Source organism: Acinetobacter sp. SWBY1 (assembly GCF_002946595.1).
Classification (GTDB): Bacteria; Pseudomonadota; Gammaproteobacteria; order Pseudomonadales; family Moraxellaceae; genus Acinetobacter; species Acinetobacter towneri.
This window is the reverse complement of the sequence record NZ_CP026616.1, coordinates 1,675,713-1,698,519: the sequence shown is the minus strand read 5'-3', so window position 1 is coordinate 1,698,519 and position 22,807 is coordinate 1,675,713. Positions and strand designations below refer to the sequence as shown.

Annotated in this window: 22 protein-coding genes; 14 read left to right on the top strand and 8 right to left on the bottom strand. The window is 41.7% G+C overall.

The window, feature by feature from the left end:
* Positions 1-56: 56 nt before the first annotated feature.
* The 3 genes from C3Y93_RS08160 to gmk form a co-directional block, all read right to left on the bottom strand.
* A complete protein-coding gene (locus C3Y93_RS08160; protein WP_104852635.1) occupies positions 57-2,159 on the bottom strand; it encodes a RelA/SpoT family protein in 2,103 nt (700 codons plus the stop codon).
* A gap of 222 nt (positions 2,160-2,381) precedes the next feature.
* The gene (gene rpoZ / locus C3Y93_RS08155) at positions 2,382-2,663 is read right to left on the bottom strand and encodes a DNA-directed RNA polymerase subunit omega (RefSeq protein WP_004809957.1); all 282 of its coding nucleotides are present in this window, start codon (positions 2,661-2,663) and stop codon (positions 2,382-2,384) included.
* 76 nt (positions 2,664-2,739) lie between these two features.
* Positions 2,740-3,363: a guanylate kinase gene (gene gmk, locus C3Y93_RS08150; protein ID WP_004974513.1), complete on the bottom strand. Its 624-nt coding sequence runs from the start codon at positions 3,361-3,363 to the stop codon at positions 2,740-2,742.
* 134 nt (positions 3,364-3,497) lie between these two features.
* Between gmk and ispH the strand changes: the two genes are divergently transcribed.
* From ispH to rplS, 12 genes are all read left to right on the top strand, one after another.
* On the top strand, positions 3,498-4,448 hold the full coding sequence (gene ispH, locus C3Y93_RS08145) for a 4-hydroxy-3-methylbut-2-enyl diphosphate reductase (protein WP_104852634.1): 951 nt from the start codon (positions 3,498-3,500) through the stop codon (positions 4,446-4,448).
* A gap of 166 nt (positions 4,449-4,614) precedes the next feature.
* Positions 4,615-5,103, top strand: a complete 489-nt coding sequence (locus tag C3Y93_RS08140; protein ID WP_104852633.1) for a pilus assembly FimT family protein — start codon at positions 4,615-4,617, stop codon at positions 5,101-5,103.
* Positions 5,103-5,612: a type IV pilus modification protein PilV gene (pilV, locus tag C3Y93_RS08135; RefSeq protein WP_171287391.1), complete on the top strand. Its 510-nt coding sequence runs from the start codon at positions 5,103-5,105 to the stop codon at positions 5,610-5,612. The genes C3Y93_RS08140 and pilV overlap by 1 nt, the downstream gene beginning before the upstream one ends.
* Positions 5,612-6,580: a PilW family protein gene (locus tag C3Y93_RS08130; protein ID WP_104852631.1), complete on the top strand. Its 969-nt coding sequence runs from the start codon at positions 5,612-5,614 to the stop codon at positions 6,578-6,580. The genes pilV and C3Y93_RS08130 overlap by 1 nt, the downstream gene beginning before the upstream one ends.
* A complete protein-coding gene (locus C3Y93_RS08125; RefSeq protein ID WP_104852630.1) occupies positions 6,580-7,389 on the top strand; it encodes a hypothetical protein in 810 nt (269 codons plus the stop codon). The genes C3Y93_RS08130 and C3Y93_RS08125 overlap by 1 nt, the downstream gene beginning before the upstream one ends.
* Positions 7,390-7,414: 25 nt before the next feature.
* On the top strand, positions 7,415-11,659 hold the full coding sequence (locus C3Y93_RS08120) for a PilC/PilY family type IV pilus protein (protein ID WP_104852629.1): 4,245 nt from the start codon (positions 7,415-7,417) through the stop codon (positions 11,657-11,659).
* An 11-nt stretch (positions 11,660-11,670) separates the two neighbouring features.
* A complete protein-coding gene (locus tag C3Y93_RS08115) occupies positions 11,671-12,168 on the top strand; it encodes a type IV pilin protein (protein WP_104852628.1) in 498 nt (165 codons plus the stop codon).
* A 1-nt stretch (position 12,169) separates the two neighbouring features.
* Positions 12,170-12,628, top strand: a complete 459-nt coding sequence (locus C3Y93_RS08110; RefSeq protein ID WP_104852627.1) for a type IV pilin protein — start codon at positions 12,170-12,172, stop codon at positions 12,626-12,628.
* 138 nt (positions 12,629-12,766) lie between these two features.
* Positions 12,767-13,024: a 30S ribosomal protein S16 gene (gene rpsP / locus C3Y93_RS08105; protein WP_104852626.1), complete on the top strand. Its 258-nt coding sequence runs from the start codon at positions 12,767-12,769 to the stop codon at positions 13,022-13,024.
* A gap of 28 nt (positions 13,025-13,052) precedes the next feature.
* Positions 13,053-13,601 (top strand): ribosome maturation factor RimM, encoded by a 549-nt coding sequence (rimM, locus tag C3Y93_RS08100; RefSeq protein WP_104852625.1) that lies wholly within the window; start codon positions 13,053-13,055, stop codon positions 13,599-13,601.
* Between the two features lie 42 nt (positions 13,602-13,643).
* Positions 13,644-14,390, top strand: a complete 747-nt coding sequence (trmD, locus tag C3Y93_RS08095) for a tRNA (guanosine(37)-N1)-methyltransferase TrmD (protein ID WP_104852624.1) — start codon at positions 13,644-13,646, stop codon at positions 14,388-14,390.
* A gap of 176 nt (positions 14,391-14,566) precedes the next feature.
* A complete protein-coding gene (gene rplS / locus C3Y93_RS08090; RefSeq protein WP_004974529.1) occupies positions 14,567-14,938 on the top strand; it encodes a 50S ribosomal protein L19 in 372 nt (123 codons plus the stop codon).
* Positions 14,939-15,005: 67 nt separating this feature from the next.
* Here the strand turns inward: rplS and C3Y93_RS08085 are convergent, their stop codons facing one another.
* The 3 genes from C3Y93_RS08085 to C3Y93_RS08075 form a co-directional block, all read right to left on the bottom strand.
* Positions 15,006-15,974, bottom strand: a complete 969-nt coding sequence (locus tag C3Y93_RS08085) for a lipase family alpha/beta hydrolase (protein WP_104852623.1) — start codon at positions 15,972-15,974, stop codon at positions 15,006-15,008.
* Positions 15,975-16,150: 176 nt separating this feature from the next.
* Positions 16,151-17,068, bottom strand: a complete 918-nt coding sequence (locus tag C3Y93_RS08080) for an esterase/lipase family protein (RefSeq protein WP_225531238.1) — start codon at positions 17,066-17,068, stop codon at positions 16,151-16,153.
* Positions 17,069-17,481: 413 nt separating this feature from the next.
* Entirely contained in the window at positions 17,482-18,510 is a 1,029-nt protein-coding gene (locus tag C3Y93_RS08075) for a lipase secretion chaperone (RefSeq protein WP_104852621.1), read from the bottom strand.
* A 144-nt stretch (positions 18,511-18,654) separates the two neighbouring features.
* Between C3Y93_RS08075 and truB the strand changes: the two genes are divergently transcribed.
* The gene (truB, locus tag C3Y93_RS08070) at positions 18,655-19,560 is read left to right on the top strand and encodes a tRNA pseudouridine(55) synthase TruB (protein ID WP_104852620.1); all 906 of its coding nucleotides are present in this window, start codon (positions 18,655-18,657) and stop codon (positions 19,558-19,560) included.
* Positions 19,561-19,768: 208 nt separating this feature from the next.
* Complete coding sequence (locus tag C3Y93_RS08065; protein WP_104852619.1) at positions 19,769-20,227, top strand: hemerythrin domain-containing protein; 459 nt, start codon at positions 19,769-19,771, stop codon at positions 20,225-20,227.
* A 13-nt stretch (positions 20,228-20,240) separates the two neighbouring features.
* Here the strand turns inward: C3Y93_RS08065 and C3Y93_RS08060 are convergent, their stop codons facing one another.
* Both C3Y93_RS08060 and serA read right to left on the bottom strand, forming a co-directional pair.
* Positions 20,241-21,119 (bottom strand): EamA family transporter, encoded by an 879-nt coding sequence (locus tag C3Y93_RS08060; protein WP_104852618.1) that lies wholly within the window; start codon positions 21,117-21,119, stop codon positions 20,241-20,243.
* Between the two features lie 158 nt (positions 21,120-21,277).
* Complete coding sequence (serA, locus tag C3Y93_RS08055; protein WP_104852617.1) at positions 21,278-22,510, bottom strand: phosphoglycerate dehydrogenase; 1,233 nt, start codon at positions 22,508-22,510, stop codon at positions 21,278-21,280.
* Between the last annotated feature and the right edge of the window lie 297 nt (positions 22,511-22,807).

Below are 22,807 nucleotides of genomic sequence, written 5' to 3'. Positions count from 1 at the left end.
TAACTAATGCGAAAAGTAGTGTCTGTACTGTGTAGGCAAATTGCCTTGCCAAGCCCTTAACAGGCTTTGGCTTCTTCGGCAATGCTAATTGGACGCGCTAAGCGGCTAATTCGTGGGAAACCGTAGTGCATACGCAAATCACGAATAATTTTGGCAATTTGCTTACGGTTATTCACCACAATATTCACGTGGGTTTTACCATCATGGCTGCGCACCATTTCTACTCCCGTTTTGGCCTTACGACATTGATAGATCAAATCGGAAATTTGTTCGTCATTCATATCCATATCAATGCTGAGGTAAGCGGTAAAACTCACGTCATCGACATCTTCTGAAGTCCATTGTAGTGGCATGATGTTTTCAGGATGTTGATGCTGCTCATGCAGTAAGTTGTTGCAGCGCGCACGATGCACAATCAAACCACGACGTGATAAGTTGCCTTGAATCGGATCGCCTAGCACAGGGTTGCAACAGTGCGCATATTTCACATCAATGCCTTCTGTGCCTTGAATCAGACGGTCAGAATGTTCGTTGCTGTCCTGATCGAGAGCGTAAATGTGGTTCGCCACCAACTGCGGTAATAAATCACCGACTGCAATTTGCTCAAATAAACGGTCTTTGGAGTCGATATGACGCCATTGCAACACATTTAACCAATCTGCTTCGGTCAAGTCTTGAATCGAGTGATTAAACAATTTCAGCGCACGGTTCAGGGCTTGCTGACCTACCAAACGCTGTTCTTCAATATCCTGATCACGCAGAATGTTTTGTAAGGCACGACGGGCCTTTTGGGTATTAATAAAACTTAGCCAGTCTGGGTTTGGTGTGGCTAACACATCGGTGATGATTTCGACCACTTGCCCGCTGATGAGTGGCGTCGAAAGCGGTTTACTTTCACCATTAATTTTTGTACCGACGGCGTGGTTACCTAAGAATAAACTGGCTGCATAGGCAAAATCAACCGCGGTGGCGCCTTGCGGCAATTCATGTAAATGTCCCTGCGGTGTATAAACATGAATTTTCTCTTGGTGCAGATAATCCAGTAAATCGCTAAATGTGGTTTTAGCGCATTCACCATCAATCAACACATTTAAGCTTTTCATAGAGGCTTGAATGGCAGAACGACAAGCTTGTGGTGCGTTTTCACCCAAGACCACACCAAAACGTGCGGCTTTACGCATCAGTTCAGTTTGAATGGTGAGTGATAGGGTGGTTTGCTCACCTTTTAGACGCATCATGAGTGACTGGTTACCACCTGGCAATGGACGACGGATATGGTCTTCATAATGCAAGACCTGAAAGCTGTCACGTAAAATATCGGCCAAACGGTCACAGTCAGCAATGCTTTGTAAAATAATTTCAAACGCATGGCTGTGGGTCAGTTCTTGTAGATCAATATCGTTTTTAACAAAGTGGCGCAGTAATTCTATATTGTTATTTTTCTTTTTAATCCGACCGGTAATTTGATTGTCTTGCAGCAGGTCGGCAAGGTTTTGTTCCCATTTAGATTGGTATTCGCAGCGTTTTGGCTTGGTGTGCAACAGGGCAGCTTGCACATCGTTATACATATCTAAATCAAGGTTTTGATAACACAAATGTTCAAGGTTATCTGCCATTTCATTCATACCCACGATACGTGCCATGGGTACAAATACATCAAAGGTTTCTTGAGCGATGCGTGCGCGTTTATCTGGTCGCAGCGCATCTAATGTGGTCATGTTGTGATAGCGGTCTGCCAGTTTCACAATAATGACACGTGGATCCTGTAAGGTCGCTTGCAGAATTTTACGGAACGATGCGGCTTTGTTGTATTCCTTGTCGCTAGAATGGCTGAGTTTGGTTACACCATCGACTAGTTCGGCAACGGTACGCCCGAATTTCTCCGTGATGTCATCTTTGCTGTAGTCAGTATCTTCAATGACGTCATGCAATAGGGCAGCAATGAGCGTGTCGGCATCCAAACGCATGTGCGCCAAAATACAACTGACCGCAATCGGGTGTAACACATACGGTTCACCACTTTTACGGGTAACGCCATCATGCGCATGCTCAGCATAATCGCAAGCCGTAAGCACCTGTTCGACTTCACTTACGCTAAGGTAAGGTTCGATCATGGCTTGAAGCTGTTGTTTGGCTTGGCTGACCATCGTGCCTGGCATATAACACCCTTTAAAATACAAGTGATAACGAATTTACAGTTAGACCTTATAATGAAAAGCATATTGCATGACTTGTCAATTTTTTTTATGCCAAAATAGTGATAAATTTGGCATTAATAAATAGGGTCTTAATCCTTATGTTATAACGGTTTTTAGCGCAAGATTAAAGTTCAGACAACAAAAAAGCCTAGTAAAAAACTAGGCTTTTTTAGAAAGTTGCTCTTATTGGAAAGAAAAACCATCTAAATTCAAATTATTTGCAGAAAGTGCAAGGTCAAGACTCGAAGTTTGATAGTCTTGGTCACGTTGTTTCAAAATGTCTTTAGAAACGTGACCTTCTGCAATTTCACGTAAAGCAACAACGGTAGGTTTGTCGTTGTCCCACTCAACGGTAGGTTCTATGCCTTGACGTGCCAATTGACGCGCGCGCTTGCTTGCCACTAGTACAAGCTCAAAGCGGTTGTCTACATGGTCTAAACAATCTTCAACGGTAACGCGTGCCATAAGAATTCTCGTTCGAATAATAAATTTAAACAGACTGTGCAGTATAAGGTGCTTTGCTTATAGACTCAAGTTTTAATCACGCGCTTGGCGGGCTAATTAACTTTTGAATCAAGGCTTGATGACGATGTGCCTGCTGCGCCATCACCAAACGATTGGCGGTAATCACAGATTCTAAATCGTGCAGGGCCTTATTAAAGTCATCATTAATAATCACATAGTCAAAATTGACATATTGTTGCATGTCTTCAACTGCGCAGCCTAGACGATGTTCAATCACATCGACAGCATCGGTGCCACGGTTAGACAAACGCTCGCGTAAATCAAACTGACTTGGTGGAAGAATAAAAATTTGCTTCGATTCAGGAAAAAGATTGCGTACTTGCTGAGCGCCTTGCCAGTCAATTTCAAGTAACACATCGTGACCTTTGGCTAACTGCTCTTTAACCGTCGCTTGCGCGGTGCCGTAATAATTGCCAAACACCTCTGCATACTCAATAAAACCGCCTTGTTCTACCAAGTCGATAAAATCTTGTTTTTGCGTGAAGTGATAATGCACACCATCGAGTTCGCCGGGACGTTGACCACGTGTTGTGTGAGAAACTGAAACGTGTAAATTATTCACACGCTCAAGCAGGGCTTTAACGAGGGATGTTTTGCCTGTTCCTGAAGCGGCAGAAACGACAAACAATAGACCCGACATGATATTTTTCCTGATATGATAAAATATCTTCTCTATTTTAGAGTAGACGCCCCTTAAACAAAATAGCCAAGATGGCTTTTGTTGGCATAAATTTTAAAACATCCCACCTATTTAACTTCAACATAGAGGGTTCTATGGAAATTGTATTGGCGAATCCACGTGGTTTTTGTGCAGGTGTAGACCGAGCAATTGCGATTGTAAATCGTGCCCTTGAGTGTTTTAACCCACCTATTTATGTGCGTCACGAAGTGGTTCACAACAAATTTGTGGTAGATGACTTGCGTCAGCGCGGTGCGATTTTTGTCGATGAGCTGGATGAAGTGCCAGATGACAATATCGTGATTTTTAGTGCACATGGCGTATCTAAAGCAGTGCAGCAAGAAGCGGAGCGTCGTGGCTTAAAAGTATTTGATGCGACTTGTCCGTTGGTCACCAAAGTACATATTGAAGTCACCAAATATGCGCGTGAAGGCACAGAGGCGATTTTAATTGGTCACGAAGGACACCCCGAAGTTGAAGGGACGATGGGTCAGTACGACAAGAAAAATGGCGGTGACATTTATTTGGTGGAAGATGAAGATGATGTGGCTGCACTTGCGGTTCAGCATCCAGATAAAGTGGCTTTTGTGACGCAAACTACTTTGTCGATTGATGATACTGCCAAAGTAATTGATGCCTTGCGCCAAAAATATCCGAATATTCAAGGACCACGTAAAGACGATATTTGTTATGCCACTCAAAACCGTCAGGACGCAGTGCGCGACTTAGCCAATCAATGTGATGTGGTGTTGGTGGTGGGTTCGCCAAATTCATCTAACTCTAACCGTTTACGAGAGTTGGCTGAACGTATGGGGAAACGCGCCTATTTGGTGGATAATGCAGACGAGTTGGAACAAGCATGGTTTCAACCGAATACAAAAATTGGTGTAACTGCGGGCGCATCTGCACCAGAAATTTTAATTAAACAAGTGATTCAGCGTTTGCAAGACTGGGGTGCAACTGCCCCTGAAGAGCTTGCAGGCCGTGAAGAAAATATTACCTTTAGTTTGCCAAAAGAGTTACGTATTCCTATAATACAGGCTTAAACTGCGAAGTACATAACACTTTAAAAAATTGATGAAAAATAGGCAGATAACTGTTGCATGACGGTTATCTGCTTTTTTATGCCTTTTATCCTGATTTGTGTTTGTTTTGTAATTTAATTAGATATTATTTTTAATAGGGTAAAGTTTGGCGCGCCTTGGGGGGACTATGCAGAAAAATAATGGGTTTACGTTAATTGAGTTGATGGTGACGATTGCTGTGATGGCGATTATTGCGACTTTGGCTGCGCCTTCATTTAACAATTTATTGATTAAAGAGAATCTAAAAACTACAGCTTTTAATATGCGAGATACTTTGAAAGAAGCCCGTAGTCGGGCATTACTGAACAGAGCCTCAACTGTTGTATGTACATCGTTGAGCAAATCTGCTTCTGCCGTTTCTCCGGATACATGTGGTGCAAATCTTGCGAATTATTCAACAACTATGTCATCTTCTTTAAAAAAAGATAGCGTTCTTATTGTGAATGTAGAAAAGAAAATTAATGTTAAAAGTACGTCGAATGATATTTTTGTATTTTCGGCTCGTGGAAACTTAACAGCTTCACAAACAATCACTTTTTGCTCTTCTGCTGGATCATATGTATTAACGGTTGGCATCCCCGGAACAGTTGAAATTACACAAGGAGGAGCCTGCTAATGATTGGTTTTTCTAGCCAAAAAGGTGTTGGGTTGATGGAGGTCCTGGTTGCGATGTTAATCCTTGCTATCGCAATCTTGGGCTATGCGGCGCTGCAAGTCAGAGCAACAGCAGCTACTGAAGAATCAATTAAAAGGGCAGATGCACTTATTTTGCTGAATGGGCTCGCAGAAAAAGTAAGGCTTAATCCGACAGGTGATTACAAGGCAGCTGTGCCGAGTTCTTTGCCTAACTGTGATAGCGGCTGTAATGCAGCGAATCAGGCGCTTTATGACTTAAAACAATACAGTGATGTTGCGGTATCAAAAGGGATGAAAGTTGGCGTAATGAATTGTTTAAATACTTCGGCAAGTCAGGAGAGATTATGTTTAATCGCGGCTTGGGGGGAGACTCAGCCAATTACTGATGCCAAAGCTACTCCAGATGCTCCCGCAGTTCAAAATGCATGTTTAAAAACAGATGGAAAATATGTCGATGATTCTAGTTGTTTGGTACTGGAGGCATATTAATGAAAACATTTAAACAGGCTGGTTTTACACTTATTGAGTTAATGATTGCAATCACATTGGGCCTGATATTGGTTGCTGTAGCAATTCAGATGCTTGTCAGTGGGCAGCAAAACTATCGGATTCAATCCTCTGCTGCGTCTTTGCAGGATAGCGGTTTATTTGGGATTAATTACGTCACGAAAAATATCCGCTTAGCAAACCATGGCAATGCCAGCATTATTAATGATGCATCATTGTATGGCGGTATTGTGTTAAGTAATCAAACAAGCAGTACTACCCCACCTGCGGATGGTAATTTAAAAGGTTTGAAATTTGGAACTGCGTTGCTGACGGGTAATAACTTAGAATCAGCAAGTGTGAATAATGACAGTGCATTTAGTACTTTTCCAAAAAGTGATCAGCTGGTGATTATGTATCAAGCACCTATGGATACTTTTACATGTGATGGTAAAAAAGTACGCGGGCCAATAAAAACAAGTACAACTTATGCCAAAGGCTGGTATGTCATTGAGCGTTATTACATTAGTAAGGATAGTTCTAAAAGTGAAGCAAACTTGAATTGCTCCTCAAGTATGTTTCTTGCAGATGGAGAAACTGTTCCACAAACTTATGAGTCTCAAACTATTAATGCTGTAAATACACTGACAGCAAATTATGCAGCAAATGCTGGTGAAATTATTGCAAAAAATATTGAATACATGAGAGTGCAATTGGTTGTTCGCAATACCAATGGTACTACACGCACTTTAGGTGTGAATGACTATAAAGCAATTACGACATTGCCGCGCCCAGCGGTAATTGGGGTGAATCTAGGCTGGCTTGTACGTTCTTCAGAAAAAGTCGCAATGGCTGAAAAAACAGAATTCAAAGTTTTAGATCAGACGATTACTGCGGCAAAAGACGGTTACATGCGTCAGGTTTACACCACAACAATTGCAATCCGTAATGGTGGATTGGGGGATATTTAATGATAAATCATTCTAAACACCAGCAGGGTGTAACCCTTATTACAGTATTGATTTTGTTGATATTGATTACTGTTGTTGGCTTGTATGCTATCCGCAACAGTATTTTTAGCTTAAAGCTCGCGACAAATGCTCAGGTACAAACCTTATTAATGCAAACTTCTGACGTGGCATTGGATCATTTAGAAAAAAACTTTAATGCCAATGAAAGCACGAATTTAGCGGGTACACCAATTGGACAAGTTTTATTAGATGGCAACCAAGGTAAGGAGCTGCAGTTTTGTTTTAAACCAACAGAAATAGAAAGCAGTGCGGCTAAAAATAACATGTTCTTTAATCTTGGCGACTTTCGAATTATTGAGCGTGCTTCGGCGACTGCCGCTACAGGTGTAAGCGCTGCACTTTCTGGAGATATTGATGCGGTTTGTAATCCAGCAACAATGTTTTCTATCAGCCGTAAAGCAATTGTGACGCAGGTTTCCGTTGTTAATCCAGATGATCCTGCAGTGGAAATGCGCAAATTTGAATTAACCAATAAAAATACAGATTTAAAAGCGGATGTAGATACCAAACGCATTCGTGTAGTTGCGACATCGTTTGCTCCAGCAATGGCGCCGTCGGTCACTCTTACAAAGATGGAAACTTGTTTGGAAGAGCGTGTAATGGATGATTTGCTATTAAAGAACCGTGCAAATAGTTCTACAGGCCAAGTGAAGGTAGAGACTTTGCATGAATGCCTAAATCAGCTGGGTGTGCCGCTGAATACGCAAGTTGCAGAATATGTAGTCCGCTTAACTGAAGCGAAAAATTAAGCACTGGAAGATTGGGAGAATAGAAATGAGATTAAAACCCCTTGTAATAATGATGGCTTTGCTTCCAGTGATGGCGGTGCCAACAAGTACGGCAGTCCTTGCGAGTGACTTGAGCCTGTATAGAGGAAATACGACTGGAAATATATCAATTTTACTGATGTTGGATACGTCAGGGAGTATGGGGATTAGCTCACTGGTTCTTCCGCGTAATAATAAATATGGTAGTCCTGGTGATATTAGTGGTACTTCATTATGTGACCGTGTTTCTATTCGAGAGACGGGTTCTCCAGCTGCAGACTACTATAGCTGGGCGTATAACTTAAGTGGATTTAATGCTGATGGTACGCCGATCAAAACAACAAGTAATTCGACAAATAGTACAGCAATTGAAAAATCAGTCGTCATAAACGGAACCACTATTACTTATCATTTGAGAGGGTGTACTAATGGCACTGCTTGGCAATATGACAGACTATCACGTTTGAAAGATGCAATTATTCCATTGTTGGCAGGAAATAAATTAAAAGACACTTATAAAATAGGATTGGGGCAATTTTCTACTAAAACAGATCTTAATATCTCTGGTTCCCCAATTAAATTAATTGATAGCCATTCAGGAGCTATTTTGGTTGAAAATGCTGCATTAAATTCAGCACAACGGATTAAGTTAGCCCAAAAAATTGCATCTTTTCAGTCACTAGATAATATTACCTATGGTAATGGTAAGCAAAATGTATCGATCGCTGCAAATAATCGAGAGTATGTTACAGGCACTGCGCTTGGTCCAATTAATGTCAAAAAATCGAGTACTACCTATCCATTAGGAACTGATCAGTATAAGACGGCGGGCGGTACGCCCACGGTTCAAGCTTATGCTGAAGCAGGCGCTTATATGATGGGTACAAATACAGGGATAAATAATAGCACTGCAACTAAAATTGACTGGATCTATGATGGATCTATGACAATGCAAAAAATAGGTGCAGACGAACAAGTTCATTTTATCTGTGTGGAATTAGGTACAAATGCTACAACGAGTTCAGATTTTATGCCCAGCGGCGTCTCAAAAGATGTAAAGCAATGTGTAAATAACTGGCCAAGTCGTGATGCAACTAAATTGAATATCAAGAAAGAAGAAATAGAATGGAATAGTCCTTTAATTTCTCAGAATACTATTAATGTTGGCGTATATCGAAGAGATGGAACTAAAGTAACGCAAGCTGAATTTAAAACCGAAGTCGGTGAAATGACGAGTGGATGGGATTTGTTTAGTAAATTGCCTGCAGGATGGCGTTATGGCGGATGGATGAAGGTAGAAAATGAACCTTTGGATATTGAGCCAATCGTTGGAAAAAGCTGGGGACCATACGGAAATGGCAGTGCGTACGGAATTGTTGCTTATCGAACGAACCCTTTTGCTTTGGTGGAAAAAGGGACAACCAATGCTGCTGACTCATATACAGACAATTTAGTCGGTGGCTTTAAATATTCCGTTGCAGCGAGTAAAAATACAGCTCAAACAAATTACATTGCGGGAGGGAGTACCAGTTCTTGTGATGGTAATGGTATTTACATGCTCACAGATGGAGCGCCTAACTCTACAAAAGATAATATTGCCCGTTCTGTATTGAACTATAGCTTGAGCCAGACTGCATATCAGTTTTCTGCTAAACCATCTGGAACAGGTGTATTAGCCTCTCCAACTTTAAAATCGAATTTATTTGTTGGTGAAACAGGTGGTTGGGAATATATAGGCGCATATGCTAAAAAATTAGCAGATACAACTACAAACCCAGCAGGAATGAAAATTAGAACAGCAGTTGTTGGCTTTGGTGCATCTTTTGAAGGCTTAACAAAAAAATCAGATGGCACCTATGATTGTGACTCGACGACTGATTTAGATATTAAAAATGCTTGTAAGTGGGGTAGTAGTGATTATGGAGATGGTGGTTTTTATCAAGCAACGAACTCGGATGACATTGCGAATAGTATTGTTGATTTTGTAAAAAAGGTAGAGGTGTCGTTTACACCTTCGAGTTTAGGTTCAATTTCCGTCCCGCGTGATCCTTTGGATCAGACAAAATCTATGACTGAAGGTTTTTTCCCAATGATTATGCCTATGGAAGATTCTACCTTTCGTACATGGGCGGGAAATTTAAAGAAATATAAAATTCTTGACGGTACGCTAAAAGACAGCAGTAATAATGCGATTTATAAAGTTGAAAACAATCAGCAGGTTATTAACTCATCTGCAAAAGATTTATGGTCTACCGCGGCTTCAGGCTCTGACCATTCATTAATTAATAGCGGTGGTGCATGGAATAAAATTCCTGTTCCATCTACAGCTTTGGCTGCAGCAGACTCAATCAGCAATGTAGATAGTGAGCGTAAAGTCTACATCTTAGATGGCAGTTCGTTAAAGAAAGTGACTAAGACAAATTTAGCAACGAATACTACTGGTACAGATGCATTGAGCGGGACTTACACAATTAACCAGCGCCTTGCTTTGTTGAATTATATGGGTTATCAAACTGTATTTCCTGCAGCCGCGACACAGACAACTTTAACTTCTACAGAAATTAATACGCTCGCAGTAAATCCGGCTAGCCCATATAGATTCCTTGGTGGGGTGGTGCATTCAACGCCGCTCATGGTAACAAAAGAGTCAACAGTAACTTCTAGTAATGTTGCGGATACACGTAAAGAATATACAGTTTATGGGTCAATGGATGGCGGCTTGCATATTGTGGATGCTTCGACAGGTAAAGAGCAGTCGGTATTTGTTCCGCCAGAAATTATAACGAATCAATATGATACGTTGGCTGGTAAAGATTCAAAAGGGGTGGGTAGCCTGTCGGGTATAGCTTATGGTGTAGATGCGCCATGGGTAGCGGACAATACATTTAAGGTGCAAATTACTAAGTCTGGTACAGTTTCAACCACAAAATATGTTGCCAATAAAATGAATATTTATGGCGGTTTACGTATGGGGGGAAGTGGGCTTTATGGATTGGATATACTTAATCCAGCAAGTCCGAAGCTATTATTCCAAATTAAACCGACATCAACAAATGAATTTCAGCGTATGGCTCAAATCTGGGCTAAACCGACTATTGCTGAAATTCGTGTCAAAGGCGAACGTAAAAAAGTCTTAATTTTTGGCGGCGGTTACGATGCTGATGTTTATGAAAAACCAGCGGCTACTTTTACAGAGCCGTCCTCAACTTATGGCAACGCTTTATATATAGTAGATGCTGCAAATGGTAACTTGATCTGGATGAGTAGCTCAAATGGCTCAGGAATTAGTGACAGTTATAAGAAAACGATTAATAGTGATATAAATTACAGTGTTGTAGGGCAGCCTGTGGTACGTGATTATGATGCCGATGGTCTTGCAGACATGATTTATTTTGCAGATTTAGGTGGACAGATTTTCCGTGTAGACTTGAATAACAATAATCAAATGTCTGCAACTGACAATACTAATATTGCGGTGCGTGTGCAAACCATAGCGAAGTTAAAAGATGGAACATTTGTACCGCGTTTCTATGACCGTTTATCTACGGCAGTTTTTGATGATGGGCAAAACCGCTTTGTACTTGTGACAGCAGGTTCAGGTAATCGCAGTTTTCCTTTGGAAGCGGAAGTCGGCGGAAAAAACAAAATCTACGGTTTAATTGACCGTGATGCAGCAGCCAATGGTTTGGAAAACTCGAGTTTTACATCTGCTGCGACTATTTTGCCAGCGAATTTGGCTAATTCAGGCATACTTGGCAAAACGGTTTCTAAGCAAATTTCTGCTGCTGATATCGCTAATATGAAATTAACAACTGGTAATACTATGCTTCGTGGTTGGAGTTTTGAACTACGTTCAGTTGATTCAGGAAATTATGCGCGTGCATTTGAAGATTCACAGCTTATTACTGGTGATTTATATGTCAGCCTGTATGATCCGAAAGCGACATTGACTGGAACTGTAAGTGGTTGTGGTGGTGGTGTGACAGGTATTTCTACGACTCACCGTATTTGCATGCCATATGGTGACTGTGCTGCATATGTTAAAACTAGCTATCAAGGTATTAATGGCCCTGCCTTTGGTGCTGTTTCCTCTACTGATCCAAGAACAACCATGTTGGTTGGACCTATTGCGGAGACACAAGAATCTTGTGTCGGAAATTGTAAGCCTGCAAATACAACTTTAACAGATCAAAATCTGTATAAATATAGCCAGGCACGTAAGATTAAGCCTGTCCGCTGGTTTGAGTGGTAAGGGAAGCATGTATGGATAAAATTAAAAATACTGCAGGCTTCACTTTGCTTGAATTGATGGTTGTTGTGGTGATAGTTGCAATTTTTGCAGCTATCGCTATACCCAGTTATCAAGCATATGTTGCTAGAGCGCATAAATCAAAAGCACAGTCAGAAATGCTCAAAATTGCTGAACGGTTGGAAAATTATAAAGGCAAGCAATTAAGTTATGCGGGCTATGTTCCAGATCATCAAACGGCTACGAAGGGTGAAATCAATATTCCATATGATTCAGGAACTGATTTTGATTATCAAATCAAATTAGTCGATATCAATGATTCGACCATTGCCTTGGAAGATTCTACTGTTGGGCAAGGGTGGAAAATGATTGCGGTTCCAAATCAATTAAAAGGAAATGCACTGAGGGCTTCTCAATATTTATTATTGGATTCGCGCGGCGTAAAATGCATGACTAAAGACGCTTTAACAGTTTCCAGCACCAGCTGCACAAATGGGGAAGATTGGAGATAGTATGAGAGGGTTTAAAGGATTCACTCTTTTAGAGTTGCTGATTATCGTTGTTATTATCGGAATATTAGCAGCAGTTGCATTGCCTTCATATCAAAGTTATGTGAAAAGAAAAAATCGTCTAGAGACTCAGAGTACAATGATGGAAATTGCACAAAGGTTGCAATCCTATAAGTTGACCAATGGAGATTATGGGGTAAGTAATTCTACGTCGAGTTATGCGACTAACCCATTAAAAAATCCAGCTATTTATGGGCAAACAGTATCACCAAGAAGTGGTCCTGCATTGTACAATTTAACGATAACAGCTTCTCCAAATGCATCTTGGACAATGACAGCAACACCTATATCAACAGGAATGCAGAAAAGTAACGGAGCTTTGACTTTGACACATTCCGGAACACAGTGTTGGTTCAAAAAAGATGATGCTACGGGCAATTGTTTAAGCTGGGCCGATAAATAAATTCAAAATTGTGGATAAACACTTTTTGATCTTTCATTCAGGGCAAATTTCACGTAAAATATTGCCCTCTATGAAAGGGGTTTGAAATGTATCGATGGTCGGTACAGGGATAATCCGTAAAAACTATAAGGTTGTATCATGGTAGTTATTCGTCTTACTCGTGGTGGTGCTAAAAAGCGTCCATTCTATCAAATCGTTGTAACTGACAGCCGCAATGCACGTGACGGTCGTTTCATCGAACGTATCGGTTTCTTTAACCCAACAGCTCAAGGTAAAGCAGAAAAACTTCGTTTAGATGCTGGCCGTTTTGCACACTGGGTTGCTCAAGGCGCTCAACCGTCTGAACGTGTTGCTTCTTTAGCTGCTCAAGCTAAAAAAGCTGCAGCTGCTGCATAATTTTTACAAATTAAGTCGTAGGTAGCCCATGACACCAACACAGAATGTGCCCGAAGATCGTATTCAGATTGGACAGCTACGTTCAGCTTATGGATTAAATGGGTGGCTCTGGGTCTATTCCAATACAGAACCCATGAGCAACATATTTGACTACCTGCCTTGGTACATTGAAACCAAAGCAGGTTGGCAAATGGTTGATGTAAAACGTTGGAAACCACATGGCAAAGGCTTGGTGGTCAGCTTAAAAGGTGTGAGTGATCGCACCGCAGCAGACAACTTGGTTGGCGCAAATATCTGGATTTCAAAAGCGCAACTGCCTCAACCAGGCGTGGACGAGTATTATTGGTCTGATTTAAAAGGTCTAACAGTGTTAGGTCTGGATGATGACGAACAGGAAATTAATCTCGGTCAAATCCATGAACTGTTTGAAACAGGTGCTAACGATGTGATGGTGGTTCGCGCAACTGCTGCCAGTGTCGATAGCGAAGAGCGCATGATTCCATGGCATAAAGATGTGGTACAGCGTGTTGATCTCGAAGCGGGTCGTATCTACGTAAATTGGGGCGTAGATTATTAATCCTTTCAGGATTCACATAGCAGGAAAATAGAGGAGTCTGCGGTGTTTTTTGCAGTCATTACGCTTTTTCCTGAAATGTTTGAAGCGATTACAGCTTACGGTATTAGCGGACGCGCAGCAAAACGCGATTTAATGCAAATTACTTGTATTAATCCACGTGATTTTGCACAGGGCAACTACAAACGGGTGGATGAACGTCCATTTGGTGGTGGTCCAGGTATGGTGATGATGGCGGAGCCGTTGGCGCAAGCAATCCACCATGCCAAAAACCTTGCACAGCAAGCGGGTGCAGTTCATGTGCCAGTGGTGTATATGTCACCACAAGGCAAAACCCTAAATGAAACTGCAGTACAGCAATTCGTTGAATATGATGGATTGATTGTATTGTGTGGTCGTTATGAGGGTGTCGATGAGCGTTTAATTCAGCATTATGTCGATCAGGAATGGTCGATTGGCGATTACGTTTTATCGGGCGGTGAACTACCAGCGATGGTGTTGTTAGACAGTATTATCCGGAGACTTCCGGGTGCGATGTCTGATGAACAATCACATGTGCAGGACTCTTTTGTGGATGGTCTTTTAGATTGCCCACAATATACCAAGCCAGACCATTTTGAAGGGTTGGATGTCCCTGAAGTACTAAAGTCGGGACACCATGCCAATATTGAAAAATGGCGGTTTTTGCAGCGTTATCAACGGACTTTAGAGCGTCGACCTGAGTTGATTGAAAAAGTTGAGTTGAGCAAGCAGCAAAAAAAATGGCTAAAAGATTCGCAAGGACAGACCTAGTAATCGGTTTGTCTAAGCAAAATTGCTACAGACAGTGTGTTTGTAGTTTTTAAATAGGCTCTTTATGCATTGAAGCGGTCAGGCATAAAGGGAAAGTCAATCGGGTCTATGCGCTTTAGCCTCTAGACCCAGTGGAAATCAGACCTCTTCTGACCCACACATATTGGAGATACCCCATGAGTGGTAAGCATCCTTTAGTACAAGCTGTTGAAAATGCACAGCTTAAGCAAGACATCCCAGCTTTTGCACCAGGCGATACAGTTATCGTTCAAGTAAAAGTAAAAGAAGGTGATCGTGAACGTCTTCAAGCATTTGAAGGTGTGGTAATTGCGAAGAAAAACCGTGGTTTGAACTCTGCGTTCACAGTACGTAAAATTTCTAGCGGTGTTGGTGTTGAGCGTGTTTTCCAAACTCACTCTCCAATCGTTGCGAAAATCGAAGTGAAACGTCGTGGTGACGTTCGTCGTGCTAAACTTTACTACCTACGCGAATTGTCTGGTAAAGCTGCACGTATTCGTGAGAAATTACCAGCACGTAAACAAGGTTAATTTTAACTTTGCTTTACAGCTAAAAAATGCGCCGTTTAGGCGCATTTTTTATGTCTGGTATTTGAGTTTATAAACCTTGTAGTTTTAAGCGATTGGCATGTTGACGATAGACATCAACAGGATCTGGTGCAAAAATACTTTTTAAACCCAGCAGTTGGTTTACTTCATCTAAATGATTCCAATAGTAATTGTCACGAATGGTTTTACCAAATTTGGCGCTGCAGCGTGATACCAAACCATCATTATCACGACCCGCATCAATCAATAAACTGGTTGCCAACATGGCTGAGTCTGGATCAAGTAAATTGGTGACAGCCGTATTGCCCGTAAATGAATAGAACTGGATGCCTTTTTCTTGATAAGCGCCCTCACCACAACTTGTCGTTGGCATACCCATTGGGAATTTGCTGTTAAATTGTGCTGAACCTGTGGTGCTCAAACTGTTGGCACCTGCCAATGAGTCATGTGGATAGCTATTTGGATCTAAACCTTGTGCCCAAGTAATGGTTTTAGACACTAAATTGACCATATCGATTAATGGTTTTTCTAAGGCCGAACCTTGGACTTTTAGAATAAAGTCGGCCACAGGTGAGCCTTTATTCGGTGCACCGACAGCAGTCAGCGATGCGACTTTAGATGGCATCACGCCTGCAACATAACGAATGGTTGGTCCACCATGTGAGTGACCAATTAAGTTGACCTTGCTTGCGCCTGTAATCGCAAGAATTTCATCGACTTGTTGTGCCAATTGTTCGCCACGAACTTCTGATGAGTTAAATGGAGATACGCGGGTTGCCCAAGCGTTAGCACCGTTACGTGCTAAATTGGGTAAAATTTGGTACCAATAATCGACACCTAACTGATCTCCACCAATATTGATAAAGCCTGCCATACCGTGAGTAAACACAATCGGATATTTGGTTTTGGCATAACTGGAGATCACGAAGTTAGATTTGACCTGTTCTGCATTGGATGCGTGCGCGGTACTGAAGGTACTAGCCGCAATTAAGCCTGCAATGAATAATCCATATTTCATATAACATCCTCTATTTTATTGTGCTTTCCTAGCATGACAATATCTATTGTCAAATATCATTATTCAGGAAATTTGCTAGATTGCAAGTTCTGAATGATTCATGGTTATTAAACTTCTTGCACTTGAGTTTCAAGCACAGGAAGATGGTTTTGCCAAGATTGAAATGAGCTTTACTATTACAAACCTTGTAATTTCAATCGGTTGGCATGTTGTCGATACAGTGCAACTGGGTCAGGTGCAAACAAGCCCGTTAAGCCAAACATCATGTTGGCAAGGTCGGTATGATTTAGTCGGTAGTTGTCACGAATGACGTGTCCAATGTGGGTACTACAACGTGCGACCATGCCATCGTTGTCTAAATTGCCATAAGACAGTGGGCCGAGTTGCATTAAAACAGTGTCAATATCCAGTAAATTGGTGGCTTGAGCGACACCTGTCCATGAATAGTAATGAATTCCGCGATCTACTTTGGCACCGCTGCTGCTGCAATTTGCGGCCAAGGCTGTGGTTGGAAAACGACGGTTAAAATCTGCAGACGCTGTTTCGGTTAAAGAAGCCATCGATGCATCAAAATCGACAGGCATGTCTGGCTGTTGCTGCGCCCAAGTAATGAGAGGCGCCACCATATAGTCGCCTAAAATATTAAACGCGGTGCGTGATAAACGATTATTTTGAATATCATCGGCAACTTTGGAGCCACGGAATGTACCTGCAACGCCCGTAATTGATGCCACATATTCAGGTTTGGTGGCAGCTACATAACGTACTGTTGGGCCACCATGTGAGTGACCAATTAAATTGACTTTGGATTTGCCAGTGATTGCCATGACTTCTTCGACTTGGGCAATCAGTTGCTCACCTCGAAATTCAGTACGGTGTGCAGGGGAGAGTTGTGCGGCAAATACGGTTGCGCCATTACGTGCCATATCTGGCAAAATTTGATACCAATAATCCATATTAAAGGTTTCATTGCCAATGCGTGACCATCCGAGCCAGCCGTGTACCATGAGCAATGGATATTTGGTTTTGGCATAGTCAGATTTGGCCTGTTCCTGAATAGGCAACACGCTTGGAGCAGCTTGAGCGACACCCATTGAACCGAGCAAGCAGCCAGTGACAGCCAATGTAATTGCCCGTATGTTAGAGATGATGGTCATAAAACAATCCTGTGTTCTTTATTTTTATTACTAGTGAAGTGGTGGCTTCGCTTCCCTCCTGAAAGCTCAGATATGCAAATTGCCGTTGGTTACGGCACATTATTGTGAGTCATCCTCGACTATTTTTTGTACGCTCAGGTATTTTTTCATGCGTAATTTAGAAAAAACATATCATTTGGGGACAGTTATTGCGCATTGTCCCAGAGATTTGTAAATCTACATGCATATTGATATCTATTAATATTTATAGACATTTGTATATTAAATCGTTGTGGTGAGTTTGTACTAAAACAGCTTTTCAGGCATAAAAATAGGGCATGTTGAATGCCCCAGTTTCCTATGTAGATATGTTAGTCAGCAAAAGGTAATTTTCCACCTTGATCATGTACCTGTTCAAAGGTTTCTAAACGCAATTGCTCTTGTGGATTTTGAAAATGCTGTCCGCGTAATTGTTTCACGGTTTGTTGCTTGGCTTGATCATTCATTCCACTTTGCATGATTTGATCACGCGTACTTAAATAATCCTCTACTCGTGATTTCCACTGACTGCGTTGCCCATCTAATTGTTCTAAACGCTGAGTTGCTTCAGGACCAACCAGATTTAAACGCATTTGGCGGATTTCAGCAGCAGAACCACCACGTGCTTTAATTGCCGCAGTCAAGCTGCGTAAATCTTGCAAGGTGTTCAGCTGTTCTAAATTTTCTTGCCAATCTTGAGGTAATTGTTTAAATAATTCCTGCAATTGTCGTGCTTTTTCAGCTTCAGATAATTTTTTATCATCCATGACTGCCATGCGCTTTAGGGTATATTCGTGATAGGCATCTTCCGTACCAAATAAACCTTCAATTTCATAATCAGAAAAATATTGTTTACGCAGATTTTGCATGCTGCTAAAAATGCTGCGGTAATATTGCGGATCTTCCTGATTTAAATTCGGTGCTTGCAGTTGTCCAAGCGCATTGCGATAGTCCAAATAACGCTGCCATAAATCTAAAATTTGCGATAAGGCAGGCTCTTTATGTCCTTGTTGAATATAGCTTTTAAAATCACCACGAATTTGTTCAATGCTTTTTTCGCCATATTGGGTAATAAAATATTCAAAACAGTTACGGGTTTGCTCATTCACAATCAGACGATTACTTGCATCCAGTTTAAGCTGACAATTGACTTCGGTGTCCTGCTGACTTGGGCTTAAAAAATTTGCAGCAGGTTGATTCTGCATGGCTTGCTGCATGCTCAAAGCTTGAGATGTTTCATCATTTGAGCTTTGCTGGGGTGATGTATCGGGGGAGTTTGATTGGGGCATCAGCCAATACACCAAAGCCGCAATCAGCAGTATCACTACGCCTAAAACAATCCATATTTTATGTTTCTGCATTTCAATGCACCTGTATATCCATTTTATTTTTTTAATCATAAGCGCTCAAATATGCCATAAAAGTAAATCGCTGTTCTAGAAATGTTGTCATTTATCGCGGCAGATTGTTACCATGGCGCAGTTTTGCTTTGACTTATGTGTGCTATGAAATCATCTGCGGCTAAAATCCAGCGTCGTGCCATTAGTGGTGTATTTTTATTGAATAAACCTTTGGGCATCAGCTCCAATGCAGCATTACAAAAAGTGCGCTGGTTATATCGGGCGCAAAAAGCAGGGCATACGGGGGCATTAGACCCATTAGCTTCGGGTTTACTGCCGATTTGTTTGGGCGAAGCGACCAAATTTTCGCACTATTTACTCGATTCGGTGAAACGCTATCAAACCACCATTCAATTGGGACATAGCACCACCACGGGAGATGTGGAGGGGGAAGTGTTGTTGCAGCAGGCTGTACCTGCATTAAGCCAAGAGCGCATTGAGCAGGTATTGGCACAATTTCAGGGCGATTTGATGCAAGTTCCGCCTATGTATTCTGCCTTAAAAAAAGAAGGTCGTCCGTTGTATGAATTGGCACGACAGGGCATTGAAATTCAACGTGAAGCACGTCCAGTCACCATTGATGCCATTGAGTTGCTCTCTTTGACTGAACAGAGCATCACTTTGGATGTGACTTGTTCTAAAGGCACGTATATTCGTGTTTTAGGTGAAGATATTGCCAAAGCCTTGGGCACTTATGGACATTTGACCTATTTACATCGGATTAAAACGGGGCATTTTGACCTGATTCCGAGCTATAGCATTGAATATTTAGAAAGTTTAAGTGAAGCAGAACGTGAGGCTTTATTGCTGCCTGCGTATGCACCTGTGCAGCATTTGCTACACATACAAGTCCCTGAAGGACGCGCTGAATATTTTAGTCGTGGCATGGAAAGTAATATTGACCATCCTGCAGCAGCGCAAGTGTTGGTCTTTGATGGTGAAAAGTGTTTAGGTTTGGCTGAAATTACAGATAAAAAGCGCTTGGTACCGAAAAGGGTTTTAAATCTCTAAATTTTGCTCAGATACATAACTTGAATAAAGTGGGTAAGTGAATTAAAGCTTTCTATACAAATAGTTGCAGGAATTTGGATTGATCCTCTATATAGTAGCTAGAGGATTAAAAAACGAAATCAAAACTGACTCCAAAACCGATGTGGATGTGCGAGTAGATTCTTATCAATCTGTTCGCCGCGCATGGGTTAAAAATAGAGGGCTGCACATGAATATTTTTGAAGCTTTACGCCAAAGTCACGACATCCAACGAGATTTAGCCCGCCAACTGACGCAAACTTCAGGTGATAGCCCTGAACGTAGAGCGGTATTTGAACAACTTAAAAATGAATTATTTGCGCATGCAGTGGCAGAAGATCGCTATTTTTATATTCCCTTAATGATGACTGATGCGGGTTTAAATATCACTCGCCATGCTTTGGCAGAGCATCATCAAATGGATGAATTACTCGAACAATTAACCGAAACGGAAATGAGCAACACGGGTTGGTTGGCCATTGCAAAGCAACTGTCAGATAAAGTGCATCATCATTTAAAAGAAGAAGAACATGGCTTTTTTCAGCAGGCAGGCAAAATTTTGTCTGAACAGCAAAAACAAAGTCTAGCCAAGCAATATTTGGCAGAGTATGAAAAATACCAACAGATGTCTAAAGACAGTTTGGTTTAAGCATTATTCTGATTTAAACATTCTGCGGCTGTTTGGATTTTTTTACTGCTCTAAAAGTAACGCCAACCGAAGCTAACATAATGCAGCATAAGGCAATCCATTGCAGTGAAGTGATTTTCTCACCCAACAACACCAAGCCTGTCAGTGCGGCTAAAGCAGGCGATAAACTGGAAAGTGTGCCATAACTCATTTTGCTCAGTTGTTTTAAGGCTTGTAAATCCAGCGCATAAGGAATGGCCGTGGCAAGTACTGCAATGGCAAGCGCCTTACCCCAATACTGGGTTTCAAACAGTGCGGGGGCATTGTTATACAGTCCGAAGGGAATCAAAGCCAAAGCTGAAATACTGATGGCGATGGTCAGCGCGTGCATGCCAATATTTTGTTGCACCACTTTTTGCCCAAAATAAATATAAAAAGCCCAGCACAATCCTGCACCTAGGGCACACGCTGCACCAAACAGACTAAAATGATCACCCTGCGCTTGTCCCCAAGGCACCATAAGAATAATGCCTAAAATCGCCAACAATACCCAGACATAATCTTTACGGTTTTGAATGGACAATAAAGCTAAGCCCAAAGGCCCGACAAACTCTAAACCCACCGCAATACCTTGCGGCAACTTGCCCAAAGACAGATAAAACAGAATATTCATTAAGCCCAAGGCTGCGCTATAGCACAATAAATCACGCCATTTTAAATGTGCGAGCCGCGACAGAATTTGCCATGAGCGAAACATGATTGCCACAATTACACTGGCAAAGCACAGTCGCAAAATCGTCACAGTAAGCGGGTCAAGCACCTGAAACAATTGTTTGGCAAAAGAAGCACTGATTTGATAGGAGATCATGGACAGAACCATGAACAACACCGCAGTGAGTTGGGCGTTTGGCATGAGGCAGAAAAATACTCAACAGTGTGGAAATGGGAAGGTCAGGTAGATTATAGCAAGTTTAAAAATACAGGGCTGTGGCAACTCAAGGTTACTCATAGATCAGGCATAAAAAACCACAGTGCTAAGACTGTGGTTTTTTGTAGCATCAGCGTGTGGTCTTAGAACAATACACGTACGCGAATTGTGCCTTCAACTTCATGCAAGGTATCAAGCGCTTCTTTAGATGCCGTTGCATCAACGTCCATTACTAAGTAACCGACGTCACCTTTGGTCATAAGTGACTGACCAGAGATGTTGATGCCGTGTTCAGCAAACAGGTTGTTGATTTTCGACAATACACCAGGGATATTTTGGTGAATGTGTAATAAACGGTGTTTACCTTCAGTTAATGGCAGTGCAATTTCTGGGAAGTTCACTGCAGATAAAGTCATACCTTTATCTGAATATGCAACGAATTTCTCTGCAACTTCTAAACCAATGTTCGCTTGTGCTTCCATAGTCGAACCACCCACGTGCGGTGTTAAAATCACGTTTGGCAGGTTGCGTAGTGGAGAAACAAACTCTTCACCATTGGCTTTTGGTTCTTTCGGGAACACGTCAACTGCAGCACCTGCAATATGACCAGACTTGATCGCATCTGCTAAATCTTCAATCACCACACAAGTACCACGTGCCGCGTTAATGAAAATTGCGCCTTCTTTCATTTGTGCAAATTGTTCTTTTGCCATGAAATTGCGGGTAGATGGTACATCTGGAACGTGTAAAGAAACCACGTCAGCATTTGCCAATAATTCGCCCATAGAGCCAACTTGACGTGCATTACCTAACGGTAACTTGGTCACAGCATCATAATAAATGACCTGCATACCCAAGCTTTCAGCCAATACTGAAAGTTGAGAACCGATTGAACCGTAACCCACGATACCTAAAGTTTTACCACGTGTTTCAAATGAACCTACAGCAGACTTGTTCCAGCCACCTGCATGTGTATCGGTTGATTTTTCAGGTACGCGACGTAGCAATAAAATTGCTTCAGCCAATACCAATTCTGCAACCGAACGGGTGTTTGAATAAGGGGCATTGAAAACTGGAATACCACGTTCCATTGCTGCAGTTAAGTTCACTTGGTTTGTACCAATACAGAAACAACCTACCGCAATTAGTTTGTTCGCAGCTTCAAAAACTTCTTCAGTTAGCTGTGTACGTGAACGAATTCCGATGAAATGCGCATCTTTAATCGCTTCTTTTAACGCATCGCCCTCAAGCGCCGTTTTACGATAATCGATGTTGGTATAACCCGCTGCATTTAACACGTCGATTGCGTTCTGGTGTACGCCTTCTAACAACAAGAAACGAATTTTATCTTTAGGTAGTGAAAGATGTTGGCTCATTACGGCTCCGCTACAAAGGCCAAATTTAGTGGCGGTATGATAACATAGGAGATGGGTCGATATACATTTCCTTTATGACCAAGAGTGCAGGTATTTTTTGTCAGATATAATCTCTTTCAGAAATATTGCCCAAAATTCCCCTGTTCTTACCACGTTATATTATCGGAATTGCCAATATTCACAGGTTTTTCAAAAAAATCGCTTATAATAAGCGGCACACATGAAAGCCAACCCACGCTGTTGCTTTGATGCACATATTTAGTCTGCAGTATCTTCAAATTGATCAAGATATGCAGA